26 protein-coding genes are annotated in these 25,531 nt (G+C 61.3%); 17 read left to right on the top strand and 9 right to left on the bottom strand.

Features of this window, described 5'->3' with window-relative positions; translation table 11 throughout:
• Nucleotides 1-253 precede the first annotated feature (253 nt).
• The 8 genes from ruvB to hutU all read right to left on the bottom strand — a co-directional run bounded on the left by ruvB (nt 254) and on the right by hutU (nt 10,317).
• Nucleotides 254-1,285, bottom strand: coding sequence for a Holliday junction branch migration DNA helicase RuvB (gene ruvB, locus KY459_04950; protein MBW3564050.1), 1,032 nt, complete (start codon nt 1,283-1,285; stop codon nt 254-256).
• Nucleotides 1,278-2,993, bottom strand: coding sequence for a PAS domain S-box protein (locus tag KY459_04955; protein ID MBW3564051.1), 1,716 nt, complete (start codon nt 2,991-2,993; stop codon nt 1,278-1,280). Before KY459_04955 ends, ruvB begins: the two co-directional genes overlap by 8 nt.
• Nucleotides 2,994-3,007: 14 nt before the next feature.
• Entirely contained in the window at nt 3,008-4,210 is a 1,203-nt protein-coding gene (locus KY459_04960; GenBank protein ID MBW3564052.1) for a type II secretion system F family protein, read from the bottom strand.
• A 30-nt stretch (nt 4,211-4,240) separates the two neighbouring features.
• Nucleotides 4,241-5,362 carry a type IV pilus twitching motility protein PilT gene (locus tag KY459_04965; GenBank protein MBW3564053.1) on the bottom strand — a complete coding sequence of 374 codons (1,122 nt, stop codon included), beginning with the start codon at nt 5,360-5,362 and terminating at the stop codon, nt 4,241-4,243.
• A 16-nt stretch (nt 5,363-5,378) separates the two neighbouring features.
• Nucleotides 5,379-7,094, bottom strand: coding sequence for a type IV-A pilus assembly ATPase PilB (pilB, locus tag KY459_04970; protein MBW3564054.1), 1,716 nt, complete (start codon nt 7,092-7,094; stop codon nt 5,379-5,381).
• A gap of 102 nt (nt 7,095-7,196) precedes the next feature.
• Nucleotides 7,197-8,195 (bottom strand): lipopolysaccharide heptosyltransferase I, encoded by a 999-nt coding sequence (gene waaC, locus KY459_04975; protein ID MBW3564055.1) that lies wholly within the window; start codon nt 8,193-8,195, stop codon nt 7,197-7,199.
• Complete coding sequence (locus tag KY459_04980) at nt 8,192-8,671, bottom strand: adenylyltransferase/cytidyltransferase family protein (protein ID MBW3564056.1); 480 nt, start codon at nt 8,669-8,671, stop codon at nt 8,192-8,194. Before KY459_04980 ends, waaC begins: the two co-directional genes overlap by 4 nt.
• Nucleotides 8,668-10,317, bottom strand: a complete 1,650-nt coding sequence (gene hutU, locus KY459_04985) for a urocanate hydratase (protein MBW3564057.1) — start codon at nt 10,315-10,317, stop codon at nt 8,668-8,670. The genes KY459_04980 and hutU overlap by 4 nt, the downstream gene beginning before the upstream one ends.
• Before the next feature lie 563 nt (nt 10,318-10,880).
• On the opposite strand from hutU, the gene nth reads away from it, so the two are divergent.
• Genes nth through KY459_05000 form a run of 3 tightly spaced genes read left to right on the top strand, consistent with a single transcriptional unit; the run spans nt 10,881 to nt 12,261 of the window.
• A complete protein-coding gene (gene nth / locus KY459_04990) occupies nt 10,881-11,507 on the top strand; it encodes an endonuclease III (GenBank protein ID MBW3564058.1) in 627 nt (208 codons plus the stop codon).
• 53 nt (nt 11,508-11,560) lie between these two features.
• A complete protein-coding gene (locus KY459_04995) occupies nt 11,561-11,941 on the top strand; it encodes a phage holin family protein (GenBank protein MBW3564059.1) in 381 nt (126 codons plus the stop codon).
• A complete protein-coding gene (locus KY459_05000; protein ID MBW3564060.1) occupies nt 11,938-12,261 on the top strand; it encodes a hypothetical protein in 324 nt (107 codons plus the stop codon). The genes KY459_04995 and KY459_05000 overlap by 4 nt, the downstream gene beginning before the upstream one ends.
• On the opposite strand, the gene dprA is transcribed toward KY459_05000, so the two are convergent.
• Nucleotides 12,254-13,342, bottom strand: a complete 1,089-nt coding sequence (gene dprA, locus KY459_05005) for a DNA-processing protein DprA (protein ID MBW3564061.1) — start codon at nt 13,340-13,342, stop codon at nt 12,254-12,256. The genes KY459_05000 and dprA overlap by 8 nt on opposite strands.
• Nucleotides 13,343-13,443: 101 nt before the next feature.
• Between dprA and KY459_05010 the strand changes: the two genes are divergently transcribed.
• From KY459_05010 to KY459_05075, 14 genes are all read left to right on the top strand, one after another.
• Complete coding sequence (locus KY459_05010; protein ID MBW3564062.1) at nt 13,444-14,034, top strand: tetratricopeptide repeat protein; 591 nt, start codon at nt 13,444-13,446, stop codon at nt 14,032-14,034.
• 14 nt (nt 14,035-14,048) lie between these two features.
• Nucleotides 14,049-14,732 (top strand): hypothetical protein, encoded by a 684-nt coding sequence (locus KY459_05015; protein ID MBW3564063.1) that lies wholly within the window; start codon nt 14,049-14,051, stop codon nt 14,730-14,732.
• Nucleotides 14,733-14,748: 16 nt separating this feature from the next.
• Nucleotides 14,749-17,688, top strand: a complete 2,940-nt coding sequence (locus KY459_05020; GenBank protein ID MBW3564064.1) for a BamA/TamA family outer membrane protein — start codon at nt 14,749-14,751, stop codon at nt 17,686-17,688.
• Nucleotides 17,689-17,949: 261 nt separating this feature from the next.
• Nucleotides 17,950-18,303 carry a hypothetical protein gene (locus tag KY459_05025; GenBank protein MBW3564065.1) on the top strand — a complete coding sequence of 118 codons (354 nt, stop codon included), beginning with the start codon at nt 17,950-17,952 and terminating at the stop codon, nt 18,301-18,303.
• A gap of 141 nt (nt 18,304-18,444) precedes the next feature.
• Nucleotides 18,445-19,326 (top strand): aminoglycoside phosphotransferase family protein, encoded by an 882-nt coding sequence (locus KY459_05030; protein ID MBW3564066.1) that lies wholly within the window; start codon nt 18,445-18,447, stop codon nt 19,324-19,326.
• Between the two features lie 611 nt (nt 19,327-19,937).
• The gene (locus KY459_05035) at nt 19,938-20,498 is read left to right on the top strand and encodes a chloramphenicol phosphotransferase CPT family protein (GenBank protein ID MBW3564067.1); all 561 of its coding nucleotides are present in this window, start codon (nt 19,938-19,940) and stop codon (nt 20,496-20,498) included.
• A 133-nt stretch (nt 20,499-20,631) separates the two neighbouring features.
• Nucleotides 20,632-21,138, top strand: coding sequence for a cupin domain-containing protein (locus KY459_05040; GenBank protein ID MBW3564068.1), 507 nt, complete (start codon nt 20,632-20,634; stop codon nt 21,136-21,138).
• Nucleotides 21,139-21,728: 590 nt separating this feature from the next.
• Nucleotides 21,729-22,037, top strand: a complete 309-nt coding sequence (locus KY459_05045) for a helix-turn-helix domain-containing protein (protein MBW3564069.1) — start codon at nt 21,729-21,731, stop codon at nt 22,035-22,037.
• A gap of 50 nt (nt 22,038-22,087) precedes the next feature.
• Nucleotides 22,088-22,336: a hypothetical protein gene (locus KY459_05050; protein ID MBW3564070.1), complete on the top strand. Its 249-nt coding sequence runs from the start codon at nt 22,088-22,090 to the stop codon at nt 22,334-22,336.
• 144 nt (nt 22,337-22,480) lie between these two features.
• Complete coding sequence (locus tag KY459_05055; protein MBW3564071.1) at nt 22,481-22,912, top strand: hypothetical protein; 432 nt, start codon at nt 22,481-22,483, stop codon at nt 22,910-22,912.
• Nucleotides 22,913-23,033: 121 nt separating this feature from the next.
• Nucleotides 23,034-23,222 carry a hypothetical protein gene (locus KY459_05060; GenBank protein MBW3564072.1) on the top strand — a complete coding sequence of 63 codons (189 nt, stop codon included), beginning with the start codon at nt 23,034-23,036 and terminating at the stop codon, nt 23,220-23,222.
• On the top strand, nt 23,207-23,488 hold the full coding sequence (locus KY459_05065) for a type II toxin-antitoxin system RelE/ParE family toxin (GenBank protein MBW3564073.1): 282 nt from the start codon (nt 23,207-23,209) through the stop codon (nt 23,486-23,488). Before KY459_05060 ends, KY459_05065 begins: the two co-directional genes overlap by 16 nt.
• 83 nt (nt 23,489-23,571) lie before the next feature.
• Nucleotides 23,572-23,982 (top strand): cytidine deaminase, encoded by a 411-nt coding sequence (locus KY459_05070; GenBank protein ID MBW3564074.1) that lies wholly within the window; start codon nt 23,572-23,574, stop codon nt 23,980-23,982.
• The gene (locus KY459_05075; GenBank protein ID MBW3564075.1) at nt 23,979-25,385 is read left to right on the top strand and encodes an amidohydrolase; all 1,407 of its coding nucleotides are present in this window, start codon (nt 23,979-23,981) and stop codon (nt 25,383-25,385) included. The genes KY459_05070 and KY459_05075 overlap by 4 nt, the downstream gene beginning before the upstream one ends.
• Nucleotides 25,386-25,531 lie beyond the last annotated feature (146 nt).

Consider the following 25,531-nt stretch of genomic DNA (forward strand, 5'->3'; position numbering starts at 1 on the left):
ATTCTGTCGCCCGCTGAAGCGGGCTTACATTTGAGGGTGCCACGCGTTCCTGTCCTCCGGCTGAAGCCGGGGGCTATGGTCTGGCGCCGCCTTTCGGCGGCTCCGTCAGCTGCGTCAATTCGAGCGCGCCTGACGATCAGCCGTTCGTGTTCCATTGCTCGTCCTCGTATCCACGCACTTTCCACCTCCTCGAGACGACATCTCATGAATAATCCGAGTTAAGTTCCAAGTTCGGACCCGACCCCGTACCGGTTCAGAAAAGTCGTGACTGGCGGGAAGCGCGGCTCTCCGGATAGCCGAGATGGCGCACGGCGTCGCCCGAAACGACGCGCCCTCGCGGACCCCGGTGGAGGAAGCCGATCTGGATCAGATAGGGCTCGTAGAGGTCCTCGATCGTTCCCTTGTCCTCGGAGATGGACGACGCCAGCGCGCTCAGGCCGACCGGTCCGCCGTCGAATCGTTCGATGATCGTGAGCAGAATCTTCCGGTCTATCTCGTCGAGCCCGAAATCGTCGACTTCGAGCATCTGGAGCGCCTCGCGCGTCCCCTCCAGATCGATCGCTCCCTCGTGACGCACCTCGGCGAAGTCCCTCACGCGGCGCAACAGGCGGTTCGCGATTCTCGGAGTGCCCCGGGAACGTTTCGCGATCTCGTTTGCTGCTTCGCGCGTGATCGAGATTCCGAGAATCTCGGCGGAGCGCTCGACGATGATCCTGAGTGAGTCCATGTCGTAGAAGTCGAGTCGATGAACGATTCCGAACCGGGAGCGAAGCGGAGCGCTCAGCAGCCCGGCGCGGGTCGTCGCTCCGATCAGCGTGAACGGCGGGATCTCGACGCTGATCGTTCGGGCCGCGGGGCCCTGACCGATCACCAGATCGAGCTTGAAGTCTTCCATCGCCGAGTAGAGGATCTCCTCGACCTGAGGTTGAAGCCGGTGGATCTCGTCGATGAAGAGAGCGTCGTTGGGCTCGAGGTTGGTGAGGATCGCGGCGAGATCTCCGGAGCGCTCGATCACGGGCCCCGAAGTGGCGCGGATCCCGGCGTTCATCTCGTTCGCGATGATGTGAGCCAATGTCGTTTTTCCGAGCCCGGGCGGTCCGAAAAGAAGGACGTGATCGATCGGCTCCCCCCGGCGTCGCGCCGCTTCCACCGAGATCTGGAGATTTTCCTTCACCTTTTTCTGACCGATGTACTCGGAGAGCTGCCGCGGGCGAAGCGACAGCTCGACGGTCAGGTCGTCGGGCTCCGGGATGGATGAAAGGATTCTGGATTCGTTATCAGTCATCGGATGTCGCCGTGGCTGGTGCCACCTCATCGGCCGACTGTGCCGATGTCTGTTCGCAGGGGAGCCGGATCGTGACGGTGGTTCCCGAGGCCTCTGCCGGCTCGACGACGATCGAACCGCCGTGCTCCTGAACGATGCGATACGAGATGGCCATTCCTAGGCCGGTTCCCGAAGCCCGGGAGGTGTGAAACGGACTGAACATTCGGTCTCGCTGCTCCTGTGACATGCCGACTCCCTCATCGCTGAATGCGACGCAGTAGCGGGTTTGCTCCCGCCAGCCGCGGACCAGAAGCCGCCCGCCCGAGGGCATTGCCTGAATCGCGTTTCGCGCGAGATTCCAGAAGACCTGCCGGATCTGATTCGGATCCGCTTCGACCGTGGCGAGCGGGCCTTCGATTCTCAGCTCGATGCGGTGACTCTCGCTCAACTCGGGCGAGTTTTTCAGGAGATCGAGGGTTTCTTCCAACCCGCTTGCGATATCGAATGATTCGAAAGTCGGCTGCATCGGACGGACGAACTTGAGAAAGTCACCGATTGTCCGGTCGAGACGCTCGGATTCCTGCAGAACGATCGAGAGAAGCCGTCGCTCCGACTCGCTCAGATTCGATCCCTTGCCGAGAACCTGGGCCGATCCCGCGATGGCGGCGAGCGGATTGCGGATCTCGTGGGCGATGCCTGCTGACAGCTCGCCGACCGCGGCCATTCTGTCGCGAAGCTGCAGTTGCCGCTCGAGCCTTTTTCGTTCGGTCAGATCCTGAAAGATGATCGTGATTCCGAAGGGCTCTCCGTCGAGTGTGGCCAATGGCGTGGCTGCGTATCCGACGGTACGCGTCGATCCATCGGAGTGTTTGATCTCGGTCTCACCCTTGCTCAGCCGCGTGTTGCGGAGCTCGTGAGAGGCGATTTTCCATTCGAGATCGTTGAAGAACCCGATCTCGACGATCGACTTTCCGAGGATGTATCGCTCGTCGAGGCCGAAGATGTGACAGGCCGAATAGTTGACGAACGTGATCACCCCCTCCCGATCGAGGGTGAGCAGGCCCGAGGTGATCGAAGCGATCACGTTCTCGTTGAGCGCACGAAGTCGCGCGAGGTCGGCGCGTCTCGCATTGAGCTCGGCGGCAGCGCGCCTCAGCTGCTCGGACAGCCACGAGGTGAGAAGGGCGGCTGCGTAAAAGCCGCCGAAGACGGTCGCGAGGTTGACGTACATCCGGGCTGGAGACCATTGAACGGGGGTGAAGAGGCCGGCGCTTGGAAGCGGGAGAAAGCCGAGATACATCAGATCGACCAGCCCCCCATAGAAGATGACGCTGGCCGATGCGACGAGCAGCGCTCCCCGTCTGAAGAGCATCGTTGCAGCAGTGACGATCGAGATCAGATAGAGGAAGGAAAACGGAGAGTCGAGTCCGCCGGTGAAATAGACGATCATCGTCTCGAGAACCAGATCCCCGAGCATCTGCAGCAGGATGTGCAGTTCGCGGGAGCGGACGACTCGGGCGAGCAACACCCAGACGATCGTGAGGGCGTAGGTGAGCCCCGTCACGAAGTAGAGGTAGTTGATCGGAAGGATGATGTCGGTCGTCGACTGAATGATCAGAGCCGCCAGCAGTAGAGAGCTGATGGCGACGATCCGGATGACGAGAAGCATCCGGACGTCCTGGCGGTCGATGACCCCACCCACCTGCTCGCGACCCCTGTCGAGGGGCACCCGCGCTCCTTCCGTCAGCCGATCTGGCCGATCAGGGCGAACATCGGCATGTACATCGCGATGACGATGAAACCGATCGAGACTCCGAGAAATGCGATCAGAACGGGCTCGAGAAGTTTCATGAGACCGGCGACGGCCGTGTCGACCTCGTCCTCGTAGAAGTCCGCGATTTTCGAGAGCATCGAATCGAGAGCTCCCGTCTGTTCACCGACGGCGATCATCTGAACGACCATCGAGGGAAAGACGCCGGTGTCCGCGAGAGGTTCCGAAATCGTCTTCCCTTCCTCCACCTGTTTCTTGACGCTCATGATTGCGTCCTCGAGTACCGCGTTTCCGGAGGTCTTGGCCGTGATCTCGAGTCCGTCGAGAATGGGGACGCCGGAAGCGGTCAACGTTGCCAGCGTCCTGCAGAAACGGGCCACGGCGATCTTCCTCAGCAGCATGCCGAGAATGGGCGTCTTGAGAAGCAGTCCGTCGAGGACGCGTCGCCCCTTGTAAGTCTTGTAGTAGCGCCGGAGAAAGAAGACGAATGCCGCGATCAGGAGTCCGACGAGCCACCACCATTGAGCGATGAAATCCGACATCGCAATGACTACCTTCGTGGGCAACGGAAGCTCGGCACCGAGCGAGGCGAAAAGGGAGGCGAAGACCGGAATGACCTTCCAGAGGATGACGATGATGACGATGACCGCGATTCCGATGACGGCGACCGGGTAGATCATCGCGGACTTGACCTGCGCGTTCAGTTTCACGGATTTCTCGATGTAAACCGCCAGACGCTGAAGAATCGTGTCGAGAATACCGCCGGCCTCTCCCGCGGCGATCATGTTGGTGAACAGATCATTGAAGGTCCTGGGATGCCTGCGCATCGCATCCGCCAGATTCGAGCCGGTCTCGACGTCCTGCCGGACCTGGGTGAGGACGCGCTGGAAGCCCTTGTGGTCCTGTTGATTTGCAAGGATCTCGAGACACTGGACCAGCGGCAGTCCGGCATCGATCATCACGGAGAACTGACGGGTGAAGATCGCGATGTTTTTTGCTGGAACCTTTCCGCCGATCTTGGGAAGCGCGACTTCCTTCCCCTTTTCCTTGACGATCGAGGGGACGATCTGCTGCCGGCGAAGAATGGCTTCGGCTGCTTTCTTCGAGTCCGCGACCAGAACTCCGGCCCTGTCCTCTCCTCCCCTTGCTCTCCCCTTCCACTCGAAATTCGGCATTTGCTACCTCCAGAAAGTCAAAAACAGCGATCAGGCCCGTCTCATTGCCGCCGCACCGCCCGGAGGCTGCTGGATGGTTCCGGCGCCGCGGGAGATCATCTCCTGCAGCTCGTCCGGGTTGGACGAACGGCTCAGGGCGACCTGAAGCGAGATTTGACGCTTGAAGTACAGCGTCGCGAGCGACTGATTGAAGGTCTGCATCCCGTACTTCGCCTGGCCCGTCTGCATCATCGAATAGATCTGATGAACCTTGTCCTCGCGGATGAGGTTCCGGATGGCCGAATTGGGAACGAGAATCTCCATCGCCATCACCCGGCCCTTGCCGTTGGCGCGCGGCAGCAGCGTCTGACAGAGAATGCCTTCGAGAACGAAAGAGAGCTGGGCGCGGATCTGAGGCTGCTGGTGAGCGGGGAAGACATCGACGATCCGGTTGATCGTCTGAGCCGCCGAGTTCGTGTGGAGCGTTCCGAAGGTCAGGTGACCCGTTTCCGCGATTCTCAAAGCCGACTCGATCGTCTCGAGATCGCGCATCTCACCGATGAGAACCACGTCGGGATCCTGACGCAGAGCCGACTTCAGCGCGGCCGTGAATGAGTGCGTGTCGGCGTGCAGCTCCCGCTGATTGACGACGCAGGACTTGTGCGAGTGGAGAAATTCGACCGGATCCTCGATCGTGATGATGTGCTCGTGCCGCTCCCGATTGATCTTGTCGATCATCGCGGCGAGAGTGGTCGACTTGCCCGAGCCCGTCGGTCCGGTGACGAGGACGAGGCCGCGCGGCTTCGCGCAGATCTCCTCGACCACGGTCGGGAGGCCCAGATCCCGGAAGCCCTTGATCTCGTAGGGAATCTGTCGGTATACGGCGGCGACCGCTCCTCGCTGATTGAAGATGTTTCCGCGGAAGCGCGCGAGTCCCTTGATGCCGAACGAAAGATCGAGCTCGAGCGATTCTTCGAACCGATGTTTCTGGGCGTCGGTCAGGACCGAGTAGGCGAGAGTCTTGGTCTCGGGCGCCGTCAATGGAGGAAGATCCAGGGCGGTCAGCTTGCCGTCCACACGAATCTGCGGCGCCGAGTTGGTCGTGACGTGAAGATCGGAACCTCCACGTTCGACCATGGTCTTGAGAAGCTGGTGAAGCGTGACTTGAGTCATGTCGATCCCTTCGCGATCAGAGAACCGTTTCCCGGACGACTTCCTCGACGGTCGTGACGCCGCTCATGATTTTAACCAATCCGGAGCGCCGTAGTGAAATCATTCCAGTTTCGATGGCCGTCCGCTTCAGCTCGATGGCGGTCGCCCCCGAGAGAATCATGTCCCGGAGCTCCTCCCCGATGGCCATCACTTCGATCAGGCCTACACGGCCCTTGTAGCCGGTGTTGTTGCACCTCTCGCAGCCTCGTCCTTTGAAGACGGTGAACGTCCCGACCTCCTCCTTCTTGAAGCCGAGCTTGAGGAGCCCCGCCTCCGGGATCTCGACCTCTTCCTTGCAATTGCTGCAGATCCGGCGAACGAGCCGCTGGGCGGCGATCAGATGAACCGAGGTCGCGACCAGGAACGGTTCGATCCCCATGTTCATCAGCCGGTTCACGGTCGAGGGGGCGTCGTTGGTGTGGAGCGTGGAGAGGACGAGGTGGCCCGTCAGCGCGGCCTTGATCGCGATCTCCGCCGTTTCGAAGTCCCGGATCTCGCCGACCAGAACGATGTTCGGATCCTGGCGGAGGAACGATCTGAGGGTGGCCGCGAAGTTCAGGCCGATCTGTTCCTTCATCTGAACCTGGTTGATCCCCGGGAGGTTGAACTCCACCGGATCTTCCGCGGTCATGATGTTGACCTCGGGGGCGTTGATCTTCGAGAGCGCCGAATAGAGCGTGTTCGTCTTGCCGGACCCCGTCGGGCCCGTGACCAGCACCATTCCCCAAGGCTTGAAGATCGCCTCTTCGAACTGTGCCAGCGACTCCGGCTCGAAGCCGAGCTTGGCGAGGTCGAGCATCAGATTGTCTTTATCGAGAAGACGAAGAACGACCTTCTCCCCGAAGAGAGTCGGCAGCACCGAGACGCGGAAGTCGAGCTCCTTGTTCTTCTCGTTGAGCTTCATCTTCAGCTTGATCCGGCCGTCCTGCGGAAGCCGCTTTTCGGAGATGTCGAGTTTGGCGAGAATCTTGACCCGGGACGTGATCGCGTCCCTCAGCTTCAAGGGCGGATTCATGATCTCGTAGAGGATTCCGTCGATCCGGAACCGGACCCGGTACTCCTTCTCGTACGGCTCGATGTGAATGTCGGAAGCTCCTCGCTTGATCGCGTCGGTGAGGATGAGGTTGACCAGCTTGACCACCGGCGCCTCTTCCGATTCCGCCGCGAGCGAGTCGACGTCGAGATCCTCTTCCTCCTCGAGCACCTCCAGATCGCTTGCTTCCTCGGTCTCGAGATCGTCCATGACGCGCTTGAGCTCGATCGCGTGCGTCGCGCCGTAGTACTTCTCGACGGCTCTCTTAATCCCGAGCTCCGACGCGACCACCGGCTCGACGTTGTATCCGGTCATGAACTTGATGTCGTCCATCGCGAAAACGTTGGTGGGATCCGCCATGGCGATCGTGACCGTCGCGCCGGTCTTGTTGACGGGAATGATGTTGTACTTGCGGGCGACTTCCGACGGAATCAGCTTGATCACGGCATCGTCGATGTCGAAATGGTCGAGGCTGATCGAAGGAACACCGAACTGCTGCGACAGACACTCGGTGATGTCCTCCTCTGAGACATACCCGAGATTGATGATCGTTTCACCGAGCTTCGCGCCGGTCTCGCGCTGCCGGTCGAGAGACTCCTTCAGCTGGTCCTGAGTCATCAGGCCAGCTTTGACGAGTAGCTCTCCGAGTCTAATGCTCATAACTTGCCTTTCTCGGGCGCCAGGCGCCGAGTCTTCAGACGACCATCGGACTACGAAACATAACACGGCGCCGCCGGGCGACAAATGCTTTCCTCGTTGATCTTAAGTCGAAAAGCCGGAAAGGAGTCGATCGATCGACTCGATGACCGAACTGGTTGAAATCGAGCCCATCGCCCGGTCCGCGCCCCAGGTGCTGACGACCGCCACCTTCCGGCCCCACGGGCCGTTGCGGCCGGGATCGGTCGGGCCGTACAACCCGACGACCGGCCTTCCCATCGCGGCGGCCATGTGCAGCGGTCCCGTGTCGCCCCCGACCACCAGGAGCGCCGCGGCGAGCAGGCCGCCGAGCTCCCGAAGGTCCGTCGGCGGCGCCAACCGGGCGCCGGAACCCTCCGCCACCTCTCCGGCGAGCTCCTCCTCGCCCCGCCCCCACACGACGAGCACGTCCGCTCCTCGGGAGATCAGGTGCCGGCCGAGCTGCGCGAAACTCTCCGGACTCCAGTTCTTCTCCGCTCTCCCGGTTCCCGGTATCAGAACGATCGGCCCCGTCGTCTCCGGCTTCCGGACACCGAGGAAGCGGGAGAAGTCGAGCTCCGGAATCGGAAGGGGAGCTCCGGCGATCGCAGAAGCGAGCGCCATGTTCTGCTCGATGACGTGGAGCGACGGATCGACCTCGATCCTCCGATTGATCAGCAGCAGAGCAGCCTTTTCCCGTATCGAGCTCGCGCCGAAGCCCCATCGGGTGCCTGCTCCGGCGACGAGTCCCCAGATCGCGCTCTTTAGAAGGCCCTGGAAGTCGACCGCACACTCGCCCCGGGCGAAGTCCCGCACGGCGCTGCGGGCCGCGCGAAACTGCCGGATGGCCTCAGGCGAGAACGGAGCGTGTCCCCACCGCTTCATCGTCACCGGAATCACTTCGACGTTCGAGATCTCCCGCGCGAGCTCCTGATACGCCCCTTCGACTGCCCAGGCCATCTTCGAACCGGCGAGTGCACGCGAGAGCGCGACCACCGCCGGAGCGGTATGGAGGACGTCACCCAAGGCGGAGAGGCGGATGACGAGCAGCCTGCTGCAATCCGGCCCGGGCGATTCGGAGCTCATCTGCCGGTTCGACCGAGGATCTCGGTCGTCGAATGGTCCTTCGGATCCCCGACGATCGCGACCCGCCCGCCATAGCTTCGCACCAGCGCCCCCTCCGGGACCGATGACTCCGTGTAATCAGTTCCTTTGCACTGGACGTCCGGACGCAGCCTCTCGATCAGGCCCGCGGGGGAGGAATCGTCGAAAATGACGACGTAGTCGGGCCAGAGGGTCGATGCGATCATCTCGGCGCGCTCCTCCGCAGGCATCACCGGCCGCCCGGAACCTTTGATCTCCCGGACCGAACGGTCTCCATTGACCGCGACGACGAGAATGTCCGCCTCCCGGGAGGCCCCCTCGAGATAGCGGAGATGACCGACGTGAAGGATGTCGAAACAACCGTTGGCCAGAGCGACGGTTCGACCCTCCTGGCGCCGGACCTTCAATTCGCGCTCGAGCTCGTCCGTATCGAGAATCGGTGCGGGACTCCGTCTCATCGCTTCAGCATCGGGATGTCGACGCCCCTCTCCCCGGCCACGTCGATCGCCCTCTCATATCCGGCATCCACGTGGCGCATGACGCCGGTGCCGGGGTCGGTCGTGAGAACGCGCTCGATCCGGGTCGCTGCCGCCTCGGTGCCGTCGGCGACCACGACCATACCTGCATGGAGCGAGTAGCCGATTCCGACTCCGCCGCCGTGATGGAACGATACCCATGTGGCGCCGGCCACGGCATTGAGGAGCACGTTGAGAATCGGCCAGTCCGCGATTGCATCGGAACCGTCTTTCATCCCCTCGGTTTCCCTGTTCGGAGATGCGACCGACCCGGAGTCGAGGTGGTCGCGCCCGATGACGATCGGCGCCCGGACTGCTCCCGAACGGACGAGCTCGTTGAACGCCAGTCCGGCCCGGTCCCGCTCCCCGTAACCGAGCCAGCAGATTCTCGCTGGAAGGCCCTGAAATTCGACCCGCTCCTGCGCCATACGGATCCAGCGGTGGAGCGCGACGTCGTCGGGAAAGAGCTCGAGTATCTTTTCGTCGGTCACCCGGATGTCCTCGGGATCTCCGGAGAGAGCCGCCCACCGGAACGGTCCCTTCCCCTCGCAGAATAGCGGCCGGATGAAGAGGGGGACGAACCCTTCGATCGCGAACGGATTCTCGACGCCCGCTTTGAGGGCCTGGCCGCGAAGATTGTTGCCGTAGTCGAACGTCACCGCGCCGGCGTCCTGGAGCGCGATCATGGCGCGGACGTGGCGAGCCATCGATTCGTATGAGCGTCGGACGTATTCGTCGGGATCGCGACGGCGGAGCTCGAGCGCCGCATCGAAGCTCAGGCCCGTCGGGACGTAGCCGTTCAACTCGTCGTGCGCGGAGGTCTGGTCGGTCAGGACATCGGGGATGATCGAGCGCTCGAGGAGGCGCTCGAGAAGATCGACGGCGTTGGCGACGACTCCGATCGAGACGGCCTCTCCGGCGTTTTTCGCCTCGAGAGATCGATCGATCGCCTGATCGAGATCATCGATTCGTTCGTCGAGGTATCGCTTTTCGAGTCGTCGCTCGATTCTGCTCGGGTCGATCTCCGCGATCAGACAGGTCGCTTCGTTCATCGTTGCGGCGAGTGGCTGGGCTCCTCCCATCCCTCCGAGCCCGCCGCTCACGACGAGCCGCTTCCGGAGCGAGTCTCCGAAATGCCGGCGTGCGACGGCGGCGAAACACTCGAAGGTCCCCTGGAGGATCCCCTGGGTTCCGATGTAGATCCACGATCCCGCGGTCATCTGTCCATACATGGTCAAACCGAGGTCTTCGAGTCGCCGGAACTCCTCGGAGGTTGCCCAGTGGGGAACCAGGTTGGAGTTCGCGATCAGGACGCGGGGTGCGTCGGCATGTGTGCGGAAAACGCCGACCGGCTTGCCCGACTGGACCAGAAGGGTCTCGTCGTTCTCGAGGCGTCGCAGCGCGCTGACGATCGCATGGAACGCCTCTTCGTTTCGTGCTGCCTTGCCACGCCCCCCGTAGACGATGAGGTCTTCGGGGCGCTCGGCGACCTCCGGGTCGAGATTGTTCATCAGCATCCGGAGCGCCGCCTCCTGCTGCCATCCTCGGCAGCTCAGCGTCGATCCGCGTGGTGCTCGAATTGTCTTCATATCGTTTCGAAGAACTATTCTATGCGGCCCACGAGTGGAAGAAGAGTGAAGAGTGAAGAGTGAAGAGTGAAAGAAGAGAAGCCGCGAAGGTAACCACTCGATACACTCACCCTTCGTTCACGAGCCTGCCGCCAGATTCTTCGCCCGCGCTCCGCCGGGCTCAGAATGACGAGTGTTGTGTTTGTGCGACGTGACGATCATGCACGAATGTTTGTTCTCGCGAAAACCCTCCCCTCGTCATCCTGAGCAATTGACCGGCGCGTTTGCGACGGTGAAGCGGAAATGACCCTGTGGAGTGCAGAAACAACCGCACTCGCATACTCAAACCGACGTCGTCCCGAGCGGGCGGTCGGGCGGGCAAGCGAGGGACCTTGTAGGGTCGGACATCAGGCCAAGCGAAGCGCTGCAAAAGGTCGAAGTCCACGCAATTTCGTGGTCGTTTCATTAGAGCCGCCGAAGGACGGCGAAGGATCTGGGCGCGGGATCGTGAGCCAACGTTGCACCTCCAACCTCCAACCGAACACCGCGTTGGATAGAATTCGCCCGTGCCGGTCGAAGAATCGATGCGGGATCGGAGTCGAAAGATCTACAGACGGCTCGTCCGGATGTATCCGGATGCCGAGTGCAGTCTCGACTTCGAGAACGCCTGGCAGCTGCTCGTCGCGACGATTCTCTCCGCCCAGAGCACCGATGCGAACGTCAACGAGGTGACGCCGCGGCTCTTCGAGCGCTTTGCCGGTCCGGAAGATCTGGCGAATGCGAAGCGGAACGAGATCGAAGAACTGATTCACTCGACCGGTTTTTTCCGTCAGAAGGCGAAGGCGATCCAGACGACGGCGCTGGCGGTCGTCAGGGAGCACGGTGGTGTGGTGCCCGACACGATGGAAGAGCTGGTCGAGCTCCAGGGTGTCGGGCGGAAGACGGCGAACGTCGTGCTCGGAAACGCGATGGGACGGCCGGCTGGCGTGGTCGTCGACACTCACGTCCGTCGGGTCTCGTCGAGGCTCGGCTTCACCGCGCACGACGATCCGGTGAAGATCGAGCGCGATCTGATGGAGCTTTTCTCGAAGAGAACGTGGGTTCGCCTGAGCCACCTCCTGATCGCGCACGGCCGGGCGATCTGTCAGGCGCGTAGACCGCTTTGCGAACAGTGCCGGCTTTCGGATCTCTGCCCCTCGTCCCGAGTGTGAGAGGATGAGTGCCCGAAGCAGGACCTCGCACGGCTCTTGCTGCGGGATGACCCGTGGACCGTTCCCTCGGAGAGATCATCAAGGGGCTGATGGCCGACATCTCGACCCTGATCCGGAGCGAGATCGCGCTCGCCAAGCTGGAAGTCCGCCATTCCGTCACGAAGCTCGGCGTCGGAGGAATCTTCTTCCTCGTTGCGGGCATCTTCGCCCTGACGGGAGTCATTCTCCTGATCGTCATGCTGATCCTCATCCTGGCGATCTGGCTCCAGACCTGGGCAGCCACGCTGATCGTTGCACTGCTGCTGTTCGCGCTGGCTTTCGTGGCCGTGATCATGGGTAAGAAGAAGCTCTCGAGCCTCGAGATCGTTCCGAAGGCGAGCGTCGAGAGTGTTCGAACCGACATCAATGCGATCAGAAACAGGGGGACTCAGTGAGCGACCGGGAACATGAGCGCGCGCATATCGAGCTGGCGATCGAGAGGGCACGGGATCGTGTCGGAACTTCGATCGATGAGCTGGATGAACGGGTCAAGAGCAAAATCGATTTCGGTCGAATGGCCAGAGAACACACCCCTCAGTTGCTTGCGGTCGGAGGAGTGATCGGACTCGTCATGGGTCTCGGAATCCCGAAGGCGTTCATCCGGATGGTCCAGATCGGCATCCCCGTCGGGATCGCTCTCGAGATCGCACGGCGCTCCCGGCCGAGCGACGAGAACCAGGAGCAGGCGGAGTCGGAAGCGAAGATCTTCAGCTGATCCGAACGTAGGCGGCGCCCGGAAGCGCTTTGACGAGTCCTCGGGTTTCGAGCTCGAAAAGCGCGGTGCCCAGCCGGCTGACCGGCGTCCTGCTCCGCTCGGCGATCGCATCGACGTGCAGGGGCTCATCCGGCTTCAGCGTCTTCAGGATCGTCGCCAGACCCTCCGGAAGATCGGGTTCGGCTTCGCGAGCGAGCTCCGGACCGACATCGATCCCGATCTCTTCGAGAATGTCGGAAACGTCGTGCACCAGCTTGGCTCCGTACTGGATCAGCCGGTGCGGCCCCTCGGTTCCCTCGTGAAAGATCGAGCCCGGAACGGCGAAGACTTCACGGTTCTGCTCGGCAGCCAGGCGGGCGGTGATCAGGGAGCCGCTTCTCGCCGAAGCCTCGACGATCACCGCGCCGGCCGACAGACCGGAGATGATCCGGTTCCGGACCGGGAAATTCGACTTGTGAGGCGGCCGTCCGGGCGGCAGCTCCGTGATGAGCGTGCCGCCGGTAGCGACGATTCGCTCGGCGAGCTTCTCGTGCGAGCGGGGGTAAATCACGTCGATACCCGTCGCCATGACGGCAATCGTCGTTCCTCCGGCCGTGACGGCGGCTTCGTGAGCCGCCGAGTCGATCCCTCGTGCGAGACCGGAGACCACGACGACCCCGTGTCTGGCGAGCTCGCGAGCGAGACGGGTCGCGGCTGCGAGGCCGTAGTGCGTGGCCTTTCTGCTCCCGACGACGGCGACCGATCGCCGCGAGAGAGCATCCCGGCTTCCCCGCACCCAGAGCGCCGAAGGGGGATCGTGAATCTCGGCGAGAAGCGGGGGATAGCCGGGGTCGAGAAGGGTGATCACATGGTCGCGCCAGCGTTCGACCTGATTTGCAAATTCAGGCAGTTGTAACGGATCTCTGACCAGCCGGGCGCGCGGTTCGGATAGATTCAGAAGCGACGCGAGCGCCCGAACCGGAGTCTGGGCGACCTCGGTCAATGGATCGAACGTCTGCCGGAGCACGCGCATGCGTGCGGGGTTGAGAAAATGGATGAAAGAATACGCGAGATGAAGATCGCGGAGTTTGTCAGATGGCATCGTGGGGTACCGATGCCGGGCGGAGATGCGGGTAAGCCTCTCGAGCGGGACGCGGAGATTATAATCGGAAACTCTCCGGCTGTCGCCGGTCCGGGCTCACGATGAAACGCCTCCTGCCCATTTTCCTCACCACATTGGTTGCCGTACCGATCGGATGCCGGAGCCACGACCTGTCCACCGAGCAGGGGCAGGCGCGCTTCGGGGTCGAGGCTGCCGAGATGAATCTGTGGAGAGAGGCGAGGTTCCGTTTCGAGAAGACCGTGCAGATGAATCCCGACGACGCCCGGAACTGGAGCAACCTGGCCGTCGCTTACGAGGGTACCGGAGAGTACGACCTCGCTCGGGACGCCTATCTCCGCGCGCTTCAGCTCGATCGGGCCAACGAGTTCGTCCAGAGGAACTACTCCCGGTTTCTCGAGCACTACGGAACACCCGAGGCGGAAGACGCGAAGGAAGAGTCGCCGGAAGAAGCGGAAAAGCCGACTGAGGATGCGGAAGCGTCGCCGGAAGAATCGGACGAGACAACGGAAGAAGTGGAAGAGTCGGAGGATGCCGAAGAGTCGGAGGAGACCGAAGAGTCGGAAGATCCGAACGAGGATCTCCCGGATGGCTCGGTGCCGCCCGCAGCGCCGATCGATCCGGACCCGGGAGACTCCGAGATGCCCGAGGACGAGAGTGAGGACTCAAATTGAAAAGAAGCTGGCTCATGGCAGCTCTTCTACTCGGTTCATGGGGCGCTGGCTCGATCGACGCCAAGGTCGTCGAAGCGAAGCTCACGCTTCCGGTCGAGCCGAAGCTCGCATTGGCGAGGGACGATCGGGTCGCCATCGCTCCTTTCGTGATCGCGACCTCGGCTGAAGAGGATCAACCGAATCGCCGGGAAGCACGGGTGGACGTGCTGCGCGAGTTTCAACGCTACCTCGCCAAGAACATCGCGAGAGAAGCGCGCGCGGAAGTCACGATCATCGATGACGTCCAGCTCACCGGGGGAAGCGTCAACGAACTGGTGGCGGATCAGGGCTTCTGGCGCGGCATCGGTCGTCGCTACGGAGCCGACATCGTCATCTCGGGGATCATCGACTTCGACATCGAGGACAAGGTCGGTTATCGATCCGAGGAGTACGTCTCTCCGCTCGATGGCCGGACGTACTACCGGCAGGTTCTGGTCGAGACGACGGGATTCGTTTTCGACATCGTCGTGCTGATCTTCGATGGCGAAACGGGAGAGAAGCTCGTGGAGGAAAACTTCCGCGATTTCAAGGAACTGCGAGGAAGGAACTTCGATGAAGTTCTGGGACTGTTCCAGAACCTTCGAGCACTGGAAACGAAAATCATCGGGCTTTTCGTGAAGCAGGAGGTTGCTTCGACCCGTTACCTCTTCACCCGGTAACCATGGAGGGAGCACAGTGAAACGTATTGCAGCGGCAGTTTCGACGATCCTGCTAGTTTCGGCGTTCGCCCAGGAGGCTTCCGGCTTCGGCAAGAACAAGATCACGTATGACGAGTTCGACTGGAAGATCTACACGTCGACCCACTTCGACGTTTATTTCTATGAAGAGGAGAGGGAGTCGCTGCAGAAGATCGTCAACTATGCAGAGAGTGCATACGACGAGCTTTCGAGAAGATTCGATCATCAGATCGAGAAGCGGATCCCGCTGATCTACTACGCCACGCACTCGGCGTTCGAGCAGAACAACATCATCCTGAACTTCATACCGGAGGGGGTGGGTGCGTTCGCGGAGCCGGTCCGGAATCGGATGGTTCTGCCGATCGACATGCCGGACGAGGCGGTCTACGCCCTGATCAAGCATGAGCTCACGCACGTCTTCGAGTACGAGATTTTCTTTCAGGGGAGGCTGGGGCGGCGAATCAGGGCGAATCCTCCGACATGGCTGATGGAAGGCCTCGCTTCCTACATGGCCCAGGACGAGGACACGGCGGATCGAATGGTCCTCCGGGACGCGGTCGTCAACGACAACCTTCCATCGATCTCCCAACCCGTCGGCGGTTTTTTCGGATACCGGTTCGGTCACGCCGTTTTCGAGTTCATGGAAACGAACTGGGGAATCGAAGGCTTGCGGGACTTCATCTACGAGTACCGCAACGCGCTCGGTTCGGACGTGGAGCGGCCGATCCGTCGCGCATTCGACCTTTCGATCAATGAGTTCGACTCGATGTTTCGGACCTGGCTCCGGAAGCGCTACCTCCCCGCGCTCATCTCGAAGGGGGAGCCGCTCGAGTATGGCGAGCCGTTCCGGCTCGGCGAGAACGTCTACAGCCAGGAGACGTCACCGGTTCCGGCGCCATCGGGCGATCTGATGGCCGCGATCGCGACCTATAAACAGGACGTCGACGTGGCGCTTTTCACCGTCCCCGATCGGAAACTCTTCAAGAATATCTCGCGCGGCTTTCCGGACCACTACGAGTATGTGATCGCCCAGTTTCTGACGACGGCCCCCGCGATGGGGAGAGACATCGGCTTTTCGCCCGATGGCGACCGGATCGCGATGTTCGTGAAAAAGGAGCGTGGCCGCCAGCTGATGATCGTCAATGCACTTTACGGGAACATCGAGAGAATCATCCCGATGCCGGACGTCGAGCAGCAGCTCAGCCCTTCCTGGTCGCCCGACGGCAACCGGATCGTTTTTCACGGATTCAGCGGAAACAGAGCCGACATTTTCGAGTACGACCTTCGCGCCGACACGGTTCGCAACCTGACCGACGACGCTCATTACGACGCCGCGCCCGTCTATTCGCCAGACGGGGAGAGCGTCATCTACTCGTCGGTGATGGATCAGTATGCGAAGCTCGTCAGGATCGACCTCCGAAACACCTCGGACCGCTATGTGCTCACCACCGGTGAGTGGAACGATCGCGATGCCTGGTTCAGCCCGGATGGTGGCCGGATCTTTTTCGCTTCGGATCGCCCGACCGCGCGCGACAAGGCCGTGCTCGAATCCGAGCTGCTCGAGATCGCAGCGACGTGGGCCGGTGATGATGCCGCCGCTCCGACACCCGACGCGGCGAGCTTCTCCGCCTTCAACATCTATTCGCTCGACCTCTCCACTGGCGAGGTCCTCCAATACACCGACGTGATCGGCGGCAGCTTCACCCCGGTCGTCTTCGAGGGTAAAGATTCCGAGGAGAAATTCGTCTTCGCCAGCTACTACAAGGGAGCCTGGACGCTTTTCGTCGGGAACACCGCCGATCACATCGGAGTGGCCGAGAACATCGATATCCCGGTCGATCCGATGATCGAGGAAGAACGTCCGCAGTTTCTCGCCCCCGTCGAGGTCAACCTCGATCCCGACCAGGAACAGGACGAAGGACGTTTTCGCCTCTTCATCGAAGACGTCCAGGTCAATGCCGGTGTGACGTCGGATCAGACGTTCGTATCCCGTTCGGTCCTCTACATGAGCGACATGCTCGGAGGACGAAGATTCATCGCCGCGTTCGATTCGGTATCCACATTCTCGAATTTCGACTTCATCTACCTCGACATGCGCCGCCGATGGAACTGGGGAGCCCGGATCTTCGATGATCGAACCTACTATCTGCAGGATCAGCTCGGCGAGGACGTCAGACTCGAACGAGAGGAGCTCTACCGGGAGACCGGCGCGCTCGGATTCATCAGCTATCCCTTCGATCGCTATCGGCGGCTCGATCTCGGGATCGGATACCTCTTCCGGGAGATCACGCTTCCGACTTTCGTGGCGGAACAGCTCGGTACGTCCAGCTTCGAGGACGACTTCCCCTACGTGAGCGCGACCCTCACGGGCGACAGCGCGGTCTTCCGATCGTTCGGCCCCATCTCCGGCCGCCGCTACGAACTCACGCTCCAGCACCAGACCGATCTCGACGAGGGAGGAGCGCTCAGCAACAACGTCGTCCTCGACTTCCGCCAGTACTTCCAGATGACCGCCAGGACGCTTCTCGCGGCGAGGGTGTTCGCCGGCTATTCCGAAGGCTCCCGCCCCGGCTTCTATTACTTTGGCGGTCTGAACACCCTGCGCGGATACCGGTTCCGCTCGATCGTCGGAAATCGCGCCTTTTACGGGAACTTCGAGGTGCGCTTTCCGCTGGTGGACGTCATTGCGACTCCGGTCATGACGTTTCGCGAGATACGAGGCTCGCTGTTCTTCGACGTCGGCGCCGCATGGTTCAACGGGCAGGATTACACCTTCTACGAGGATGGTGCGCTCCAGGACGGGCTTGCTTCGGTGGGCTACGGAATCTCGTTCAATTTATTCGGCCTCCAGCTCAACTGGGACTTCGCGAAACGTACGGATCTGGACTCGTTCGATGGTGATCTGGAAACCTCGTTCTGGATCGGCCCGACGTTCTAGAGGGGAGGGTGCGGGACCCCCATGAAGGCGGTTCCGGCTCCGGGCCGGGGGCATCACGCCCGGCGGGCCGTCATGTTTCGAAATGTCCCGACGACCCGATTAGTGCGACATCCGGCCGCCGAGCTCCATCTCCGGGCGAGCTGGACAAAATACCGGAAGTAACTGACGACGAACACCTTGAACCACGAACTCCGTCGTTGCTGCTCCGCTGCTACTGGACAAAACTCGTCCGCTTTGCCCGTTTTCATTAGGTCCACTAATATGGAGTTAGGCGGCTTCGACGCGAGCGGTTCCGCCGATAAAGGACAACAGAACGTGCCGAACGGTAAAGCCGGCGATAACCCTTTGAGCGATCTCACGATCCATGGCGCTCATTGCTTCGCGCCTGAGGTTGAGGAAATGCTGTTGGAGATCGATCGCGTGGGGCGACGAGCCGGACGATGGCCGCTTGGAGAAAACTGGCCATTCTCGCCGCGTGAGTTCGATTGGGCGCAAGGCAAAGATCTCGATACTGCACGCAGGCTTCTGACACACCTGCTGACAATGCTGAAAGCGGGGCGTGGAGACGAGGTTCTGGTCGATCCGAGCACGGGTAAGCCCTTCATTCATAAATAACTCTAACCAGCAGGTTCGCCGCCTAACTTGCGCTTGCAGCCGACGCGGCCCGCTCGCTGCTACATCTATAACTTGATAGACTTCCGCGTCGCGGGCCGCGCGGCTGAAGCGACGGTCCGTTAGCCGGCGGATCGCATTGCGATGGATCTTGACCCCGAGCTGATTGAGGCGATGTTCGCGAAGCATGGTGTGTCCGGGCCATGGGAGTCCCTGACTTCGACAGGTGTCGCGAACCGCATCTTTGGGACCGAAGATGTCGTGCTCCGCGTGGCCACCGATCATCCAGACGGCCTGGTCGATGCGCGGACGGAATCGGTGGCAGCACCGGTCGCTCGCGCGGCAGGGGTCCTGACACCGCGTTTGCTCGCGTTCGATGACACGCGAACGCTGGTGAACAGGCCCTTCCCGCTCTGGGAGCGCGTGCACGGGGAAACCCTCGGGTCGACGCGCCTGCCGCCCAGTTCGTTAGCCCGTGTGTGGCAGGGCGTAGGGCGGGAGCTCGCCAAGCTTCACGTACGGGTCAGCGACTGTGCCGATCCGCAACGATATCTCGACGACCCTGCGCGCGACCAGGATGTGAACGCAGCCATCAGACGCCTGGTGGAGGCGAAGCGGCTCGATACCCTCGCCGCAGACCAGCTGCGACGCCTCGTTGAAGAACTCCGCCCGCACATCGCGACGGGTATCCAGACGCGCTTCATCCATGACGACATCCATCCGATGAATGTCATGTGCTCGTCCGAAGGTGAAGTCCTGGCCATCATCGATTGGGGTGACGCGGGCTGGGGCGATCCGACACTCGACTTCGTCGCCATGCCGGATGCCGCGATCCGTCCGGCGCTGGAGGGGTACGAAGCGGTAGCACCTGGATCGCTGGGGGAGTTCCCGAGAGCCCGGATCGCCTGGAACAGGCTGATTGACGCCTTGGAGGATTGTTGGGAGACGCCGGGGCAATCCGTGGATCTGGCGGCCACCCGAGCCTTCTTGCGATCCGCACTGATCCAGATTCGAAGCGCGGGCTAACTCGGCGTTGCACCAGACGCGGCCAGCAGGCTTCATTCCTGTAGAATCGTGAAGTTGGGGTCGCACCTTGAAACATAACTTACCGGACGCGGCGCTCCGAGGTACGATCAAGCTCCACTCGGTCACCGGGCAACGATTTGGCCTTCATCCGGCGCTCGCTTGTCCCGCCGAGCCCGCAGTCTTGAGATGACCCAGAAGTGCGCTCGAGCGGAGCTACCGTAGGTTCCGCCGGTCGATCGAGGCGATCCGGTCCGCGTTAAGTTGAGATTCGAGGTTTGACCCCAACTTAAGATGACTGGGCCACCGGGACGTGAAAACGACCATGATTTACACCCATGTGGCAGTTCCGGCTCCGGGCAGAGGGATCACGAGCCCGGCCGATCGTCTCGGGAGCGTGACGGAATGTCCGGGGGACCGAATTCGTGCGACATCCGGGGGCCGAGGTCCCTCCAAGGGCAATCGGGACAAAGCAATGGAAAACAACTGATGCCGAAGATGTTGAAGCCGGAATCCGGATGTCCCCGCTTCGCCGTTACTAGACAAAACTCGTCCGCTTTGGCCGTTTTCGTTAGGTCCTGTAATATAGAGTTGGACGGCGGAGGATCACGCCCTTGTCGACTTTGGTGGTCCTAAATGGTACATCGAGCTCTGGAAAGACCACTATCGCTCGTGCATTTCAAGACGCTGCTCCTACGATCTATCTCAACTTTTCAGTCGACAGCATTCTGTCTGGCCTTCCTCCCTCCGTCTTGGCGCGAATGATCGGCGGCTTACCAGTCACGGGTCTACGGTTAGCGGAGTTGATCCGTTCGTTCTACGCCTGCACACGTGAACTCCTGCGGACGGGGCATGATCTTGTGATCGACCACGCAGTCACCGCCCGCTACCATGCCGAGGAATTGCTCGCTGCCTGCGAAGGACACGAGACGCTCATCGTCGGAATTGAATGCCCCGTTCCGGTTACGCGTGAGCGTGAGGCGGCTCGAGGAGACCGCCGCGTCGGGCTCGCTGGTCAGCAGTTCGCTAGCATTCACGTATGGCTCGAGTACGATTTGGTGGTCGACACCTCGAAGCAGTCACCATCTGAGGCGGCTGCATCAATCCTCGCTGCTCTCGCATCAGGCGGTGGAGAAGCGATCGGAAGGACACGTCGGAAACTGCAACACGCCTGAGGCCGCCGTCCAACTCTGCGCTGCACCGGACGTTGAACTGCGCCGCGTTAGCTCCCAGTGCGTTACCCTGTTGCGTGCGGTTCAACGCCGGTGAGCGCTGATCCGTTAGACCGCCTGAAGGAGAGGACCACAAATGCGCCTGCTCATGATTACGTTGTGCGTTGGTCTCGTCGGTTGCACGACCACCGGAAGTCAACGAACGGCTCAATCCACGCCTCCCGGGGCTGGCGCTGGATCGAGGGTGGTGGGATTCGTCCTACAGCCCCAGCAAGGCAAGAAGCTCTTTTTCTGTGACGCGCCAGGACTCAACGCTACCGTCAAGTCCAACAGCGCGCAGATGGGTGGCATCGGTGTAGCGGTCGGAACCGCCGAGATCACGCACGGGTCAAACTTCGGCGTTCACAAGGACGAAGACGAGATCGTATTTATCCACAGTGGTAAGGGAAACGTCGTTCTGGGCGACAAAACAATAGCAGCTGCGCCGGGAACGATCATGTACGTGCCTCGTGGAGTTAGGCATGGATTCGTCAATACAGGAGAGGCGCCGTTCACTTTTTTCTGGGTTGTCGCGCCTCCTGGGCTGGCAGATCGCTTTTTGGAAGCTGGTACAGCGTCGTTGACCGATTGTCCGGCACAATAAGCAGCAGCTACCCGGGCGGCGGTCTAACTAGCGCATGCAGCCGACGCGACTCGCAGCATCATTCTCTCAGTTGAGTTACGATCTCCCGTGCGGGTCGCGCGGCTGATGCGCGGTTTGTTATGCGCCTTCTTCTATCACTACTAATTCTGTCCGGGATCGGGTGCCAAGAGCGTACCCACGAGTGGCAGACAATAGGGCCGGATCCAGGCCCGGGCAGGTGACCGCCGATGAAGTTGGGGTCGCACCTTGAAACATAACTTACCGGACGCGGCGCTCCGAGGTACGATCGAGCTCCACTCGGTCACCGGGCAACGATTTGGCCTTCATCCGGCGCTCGCTTGTCCCGCCGAGCCCGCAGTCTTGAGATGACCCAGAAGTGCGCTCGAGCGGAGCTACCGTAGGTTCCGCCGGTCGATCGAGGCGATCCGGTCCGCGTTAAGTTGAGATTCGAGGTTTGACCCCAACTTAACCTACTGGTATCAAGCTGACGACGTGATTTACATGCTGCTCGCGTATTCGAAAGGCGAGCGTGATGATCTCTCGGCGAAGGAGAAGCGCGCTCTTTGCCAGTTGGTCGAGGAGGAGTTCCGATGAAGAAAGAGATGTTCGATGAGCTCACCGCGAGCGTGAAGGAGGCGGGAAAGATCCATCGTGGAAAGGCAAAGGCCTCACGTGAGTTTGTCTTCGATCCCGAAGATGTTCGAACGATCCGGGCGAAACTCAAGAAGTCGCAGGCAGAGTTTGCCCGCATGATCGGCGTGAGCGTCGCAACTCTTCAGAACTGGGAGCAGGGCCGCCGTCAACCAGAAGGGCCCGCGCGCGCTCTGCTCGTCGTTGCATCCCATGCGCCGAAGGTTGTCGAGAAGGCGCTGGCATCAGCCGTTCGCCGCGGCGCATGACAAACGCGCTCGATCGGACTGCCGGCTCGCGTTCTGCTACGCTACAATTGATGTCGAGAATCCAGTGGATCATAGCGATCGCCATTCTTTCTGCCGCAGCGGTAGTCGAGGCGGAAACTCGTGGTCGCGGCGTGTCCAGACCACCTCAGCCAGAGGCGCTCGAGCGGGTCCTGATGCCGTTCGTAGGAGAGGCGCAGGTCGGCGGGCAGTACTGGACGAGCCAGTTTCGAGCGAGGAATGGCAGCGACGGCCCAATCACGATGTTTTTCCCCTTCCCTTGTCAGATCGGGACCGGTTGACCGCCGAATCAGCCCTTCACACTCGAACCGGGTCAGCTCCTGGTCAATCCCACCTACGCCGGAAGCCGCGGCGTATTTCTTCACGTCGAAAAAAACGGACTGCGGAAACTCCACTACACACTGCGGGTCGAAGATATCGCGGGCATGATCGTCGTTGGTAGAGTCTTTCTGGGAACCGAACTGCCTCTGGTGAAAGAAGAACAGTTCTCGACCGAAGTGACTCTGCTCAACGTTCCTGCGAGAGGCTGGGAGGAAACATTCTTACGCATTTACGCCTCCAGCAGCGCAGCGACTCCGGTGACCATTGAGATCTATTCATCAGTATTCGAAAAGGAACTGCTATTGATGACAGAGCAGGTCATTCTCGAAGCTGGTGAGAAAATAGATGGTTTTGAAGCGCATCCAGCATTTGCGATGGTTGACCTCACGAGCGTCCTGGCTTCGATTGCAGATCAGGCCGAACAGGGCAGATTGAGCGTCAAGGTAATCTCTGACTCAGATGCGGAGCTATGGGCATTCCTTGCCGTGACGGAACGGGGAGATCGATCGTTTACCGCAATCACCCCTGGACGCTGATGGGCCCAACCTACGGGTCGAAGAAGACCAGCGCACGCTCGACCATTACTCAAGCTTGCAACGCGGCAGGTGACCGCCGGACCGTTATGCGACTTTCGATACCCGAGGTAAGATCTCACTGATGGAAACCGCAAAGGAACAGGTGAAGCGGATCCTCGATACTCTGCCTGACGATGCGAGCTACGAGGATATCCAGTACCACATCTACGTTCGGCAGCGGATCGAACAGGGTCTTGCTGACGTGGAGGCCGGCAGAGTGATCCCGCACGAGGAAGTGGTCCGCCGACTCGCGAAATGGCGAGACGCATAGTCTGGGCAGAGTCCGCCGTTACCGCGCTGATCGAAGCCGCCGAATACATCGCTCAGGATTCAGTTGTGTACGCAGCGGCTTTGGTGAACGGCGCAGAGAAGGCAGCGGAGTCGCTGGTCTCGTTCCCACTCAGGGGCCGGGTCGTTCCGGAGTTTGGCGATCCCGAGCTACGGGACCTTTTCGTCGGCAGCTATCGACTGATGTTTCGTGTAACGGACGAGAGTTCGCATCGTCTCCTTCGTTCACGGCGCTCGAAATCTTGCTGACCTGTCTCCCGATTGATGACGAGTCGCATAACCCGGCGTTGCAGCGGTGCACCTCACCCATCTCTTCGGTAGAATGCCGGGCGGTGAACGAGGACGAGGAAAGGGAGCTCATCGTTGCAGCGCGTGAGGGGCGGGACTACGCGATCGCGCCCTACTCCGGCTTCCGGGTCGGTGCGGCGCTCCGCAGCTCCGGCGGCGAGACCTTTCGCGGCTGCAACGTGGAGAACGCGAGCTACGGTCTGACGATGTGCGCCGAGCGGGTGGCGCTCTACAGCGCTCTCGCGAAGGGCGTTCGCGATTTCGACGCGGTTGCCGTAGTCACCGAGGCCGACCCACCATCGAGCCCCTGCGGACCGTGCCGCCAGCTCCTGTGGGAGTATTGCGGCGACATCGAGGTCGTCATGGCGAGCGTCCAAAGCAAAGAGACCGTTCGCCAGCGACTCTCCGAGCTTCTGCCGAATCCATTCGAACTAAAGGGGGAGGAGACTTCATGAAGTTCACTTCGATCGCCATGCCGCTCATCCTGCTGTTGTCGGGGTGTGCGAGCGCGCCGGGCCCCGCCGTTTCCGACGATCGGGCCCGGGCCGACATTCTCATCCTCGACGGAACGATCGTCCCGGTGACCTCCGAGCCGTTCGTCGGGTCGCTGGCGATCGACGATGGCGTGATCGTGGCGCTCGGTCCGACCTCCGGAATTGTCGATCGATACTCGGCGGATGAGACGATCGACGCGAGCGGTGCAGCGGTCCTCCCAGGATTCGTCAACGCGCATACGCATGCGCCGATGACCCTTTTCCGCGGTATCGCGGACGACCTGCCGCTGATGGAGTGGCTGACCGGTTTCATCTTCCCGGCCGAAGCCGAAAACGTCGACCGGGACTTCGTCCGGGCCGGTACGCGGCTGGCCGCGGCGGAGATGATCCGATCGGGAACCACGACGTTCGCCGACATGTACTACTACGAGTCGGACATCGCCGAGGAGACTCGCCGTACCGGGCTTCGCGCGGTCCTCGGAGAGACGATGATCGACTTTCCCGCGCCGGACAACCCGACCTGGGACGCTGCTGTGGCCTACGTCCGCCGGTTCGTTGCGAGATGGAAGGGCGACGAGCTGATCACGCCCGCGATCGCTCCGCACGCCCCCTTCACCGTTTCCCCCGAGCATCTTCAGGAGGTTCGCGCGCTCGCAACCGAGCTCGGTGTTCCGATCCTGATCCACCTCGCCGAGACCACCGACGAGGTTTCGCAGATCGAGACCCGTCATCAGACGAGCCCGACCCGGTTGCTCGCGAACCTCGGGTTTCTGGCCGATGACGTCGTCGGTGCTCACGGCATCCATCTCGACGACGAAGACATCCGGCTCCTCCGGCGTTACGAGACCGGGATCGTCCACTGCCCGGAGAGCAACATGATGCTCGCGAGCGGGGTGGCACGGGTAGGGGACCTCCTCGCCGCGGGAGTCGAGCTCGGTCTCGGAACCGATGGTCCGGCGGGATCGAACAACAATCTCGACATGATCGAGGAGATGGCGAGCGCGGCCCGGCTTCAGAAGATCCACTCGATGGATTCCTCCGCGATCTCGTCGCGCGTGGTTCTGGAGATGGCGACCATGGGGGGCGCCAGGGTGCTCGGTCTCGACGATCTCATCGGCTCGCTCGAAGTCGGCAAGCGGGCGGACGTGATCGTCATCGATCTCGAGGATCCGGGAATCCAGCCCGTTTACTCGGTCGAGTCCGCGATCGTCTACGCGGCCAACGGTGCGGACGTCGAGGCGACCATCGTCGACGGAAAGATGCTGATGAGGAATCGACGTCTGCTGACCCTCGATGAGGATGAGGTCATGCGGGATGCTCAGGTGATCCGCGACCGCGTCGTCGCGAGTCTCGCCGCGGAATGAGAAGGCGCCTCCTGGCGCGTCGTAGCCACGCCGATCGGTTGATGCTGACCGGGAATCAAAATCGGGCATCATTCCGGAAAGCGTTTCGAGACCGTAGCCGGAACCGGAGGCTACGCCGAGCGATCTGTTTTTTTGTTGCAGATTTC

The sequence above is a fragment of the Acidobacteriota bacterium genome, from assembly GCA_019347945.1.
Lineage (GTDB): Bacteria > Acidobacteriota > Thermoanaerobaculia > Gp7-AA8 > JAHWKK01 > JAHWKK01.

Excerpts from the sequence above, each read along its gene's own strand:
- KY459_04980 (MBW3564056.1), bottom strand. The coding sequence starts at position 8,671 with ATGAGACGGAGTCCCGCACCGATTCTCGATACGGACGAGCTCGAGCGC.
- KY459_05030 (MBW3564066.1), top strand. The coding sequence starts at position 18,445 with ATGGATCTTGACCCCGAGCTGATTGAGGCGATGTTCGCGAAGCATGGT.
- KY459_05055 (MBW3564071.1), top strand. The coding sequence starts at position 22,481 with ATGATCGTCGTTGGTAGAGTCTTTCTGGGAACCGAACTGCCTCTGGTG.
- ruvB (MBW3564050.1), bottom strand. The coding sequence starts at position 1,285 with ATGACTGATAACGAATCCAGAATCCTTTCATCCATCCCGGAGCCCGAC.
- KY459_04960 (MBW3564052.1), bottom strand. The coding sequence starts at position 4,210 with ATGCCGAATTTCGAGTGGAAGGGGAGAGCAAGGGGAGGAGAGGACAGG.
- hutU (MBW3564057.1), bottom strand. The coding sequence starts at position 10,317 with ATGAAGACAATTCGAGCACCACGCGGATCGACGCTGAGCTGCCGAGGA.
- KY459_05025 (MBW3564065.1), top strand. The coding sequence starts at position 17,950 with ATGGAGTTAGGCGGCTTCGACGCGAGCGGTTCCGCCGATAAAGGACAA.
- pilB (MBW3564054.1), bottom strand. The coding sequence starts at position 7,094 with ATGAGCATTAGACTCGGAGAGCTACTCGTCAAAGCTGGCCTGATGACT.
- nth (MBW3564058.1), top strand. The coding sequence starts at position 10,881 with ATGCGGGATCGGAGTCGAAAGATCTACAGACGGCTCGTCCGGATGTAT.
- KY459_05045 (MBW3564069.1), top strand. The coding sequence starts at position 21,729 with ATGAAGAAAGAGATGTTCGATGAGCTCACCGCGAGCGTGAAGGAGGCG.
- KY459_05065 (MBW3564073.1), top strand. The coding sequence starts at position 23,207 with ATGGCGAGACGCATAGTCTGGGCAGAGTCCGCCGTTACCGCGCTGATC.
- KY459_05015 (MBW3564063.1), top strand. The coding sequence starts at position 14,049 with ATGGCAGCTCTTCTACTCGGTTCATGGGGCGCTGGCTCGATCGACGCC.
- KY459_04965 (MBW3564053.1), bottom strand. The coding sequence starts at position 5,362 with ATGACTCAAGTCACGCTTCACCAGCTTCTCAAGACCATGGTCGAACGT.
- KY459_05075 (MBW3564075.1), top strand. The coding sequence starts at position 23,979 with ATGAAGTTCACTTCGATCGCCATGCCGCTCATCCTGCTGTTGTCGGGG.
- KY459_05010 (MBW3564062.1), top strand. The coding sequence starts at position 13,444 with ATGAAACGCCTCCTGCCCATTTTCCTCACCACATTGGTTGCCGTACCG.
- KY459_05050 (MBW3564070.1), top strand. The coding sequence starts at position 22,088 with ATGTCGAGAATCCAGTGGATCATAGCGATCGCCATTCTTTCTGCCGCA.
- waaC (MBW3564055.1), bottom strand. The coding sequence starts at position 8,195 with ATGAGCTCCGAATCGCCCGGGCCGGATTGCAGCAGGCTGCTCGTCATC.
- KY459_05040 (MBW3564068.1), top strand. The coding sequence starts at position 20,632 with ATGCGCCTGCTCATGATTACGTTGTGCGTTGGTCTCGTCGGTTGCACG.
- KY459_05060 (MBW3564072.1), top strand. The coding sequence starts at position 23,034 with ATGGAAACCGCAAAGGAACAGGTGAAGCGGATCCTCGATACTCTGCCT.
- dprA (MBW3564061.1), bottom strand. The coding sequence starts at position 13,342 with ATGCCATCTGACAAACTCCGCGATCTTCATCTCGCGTATTCTTTCATC.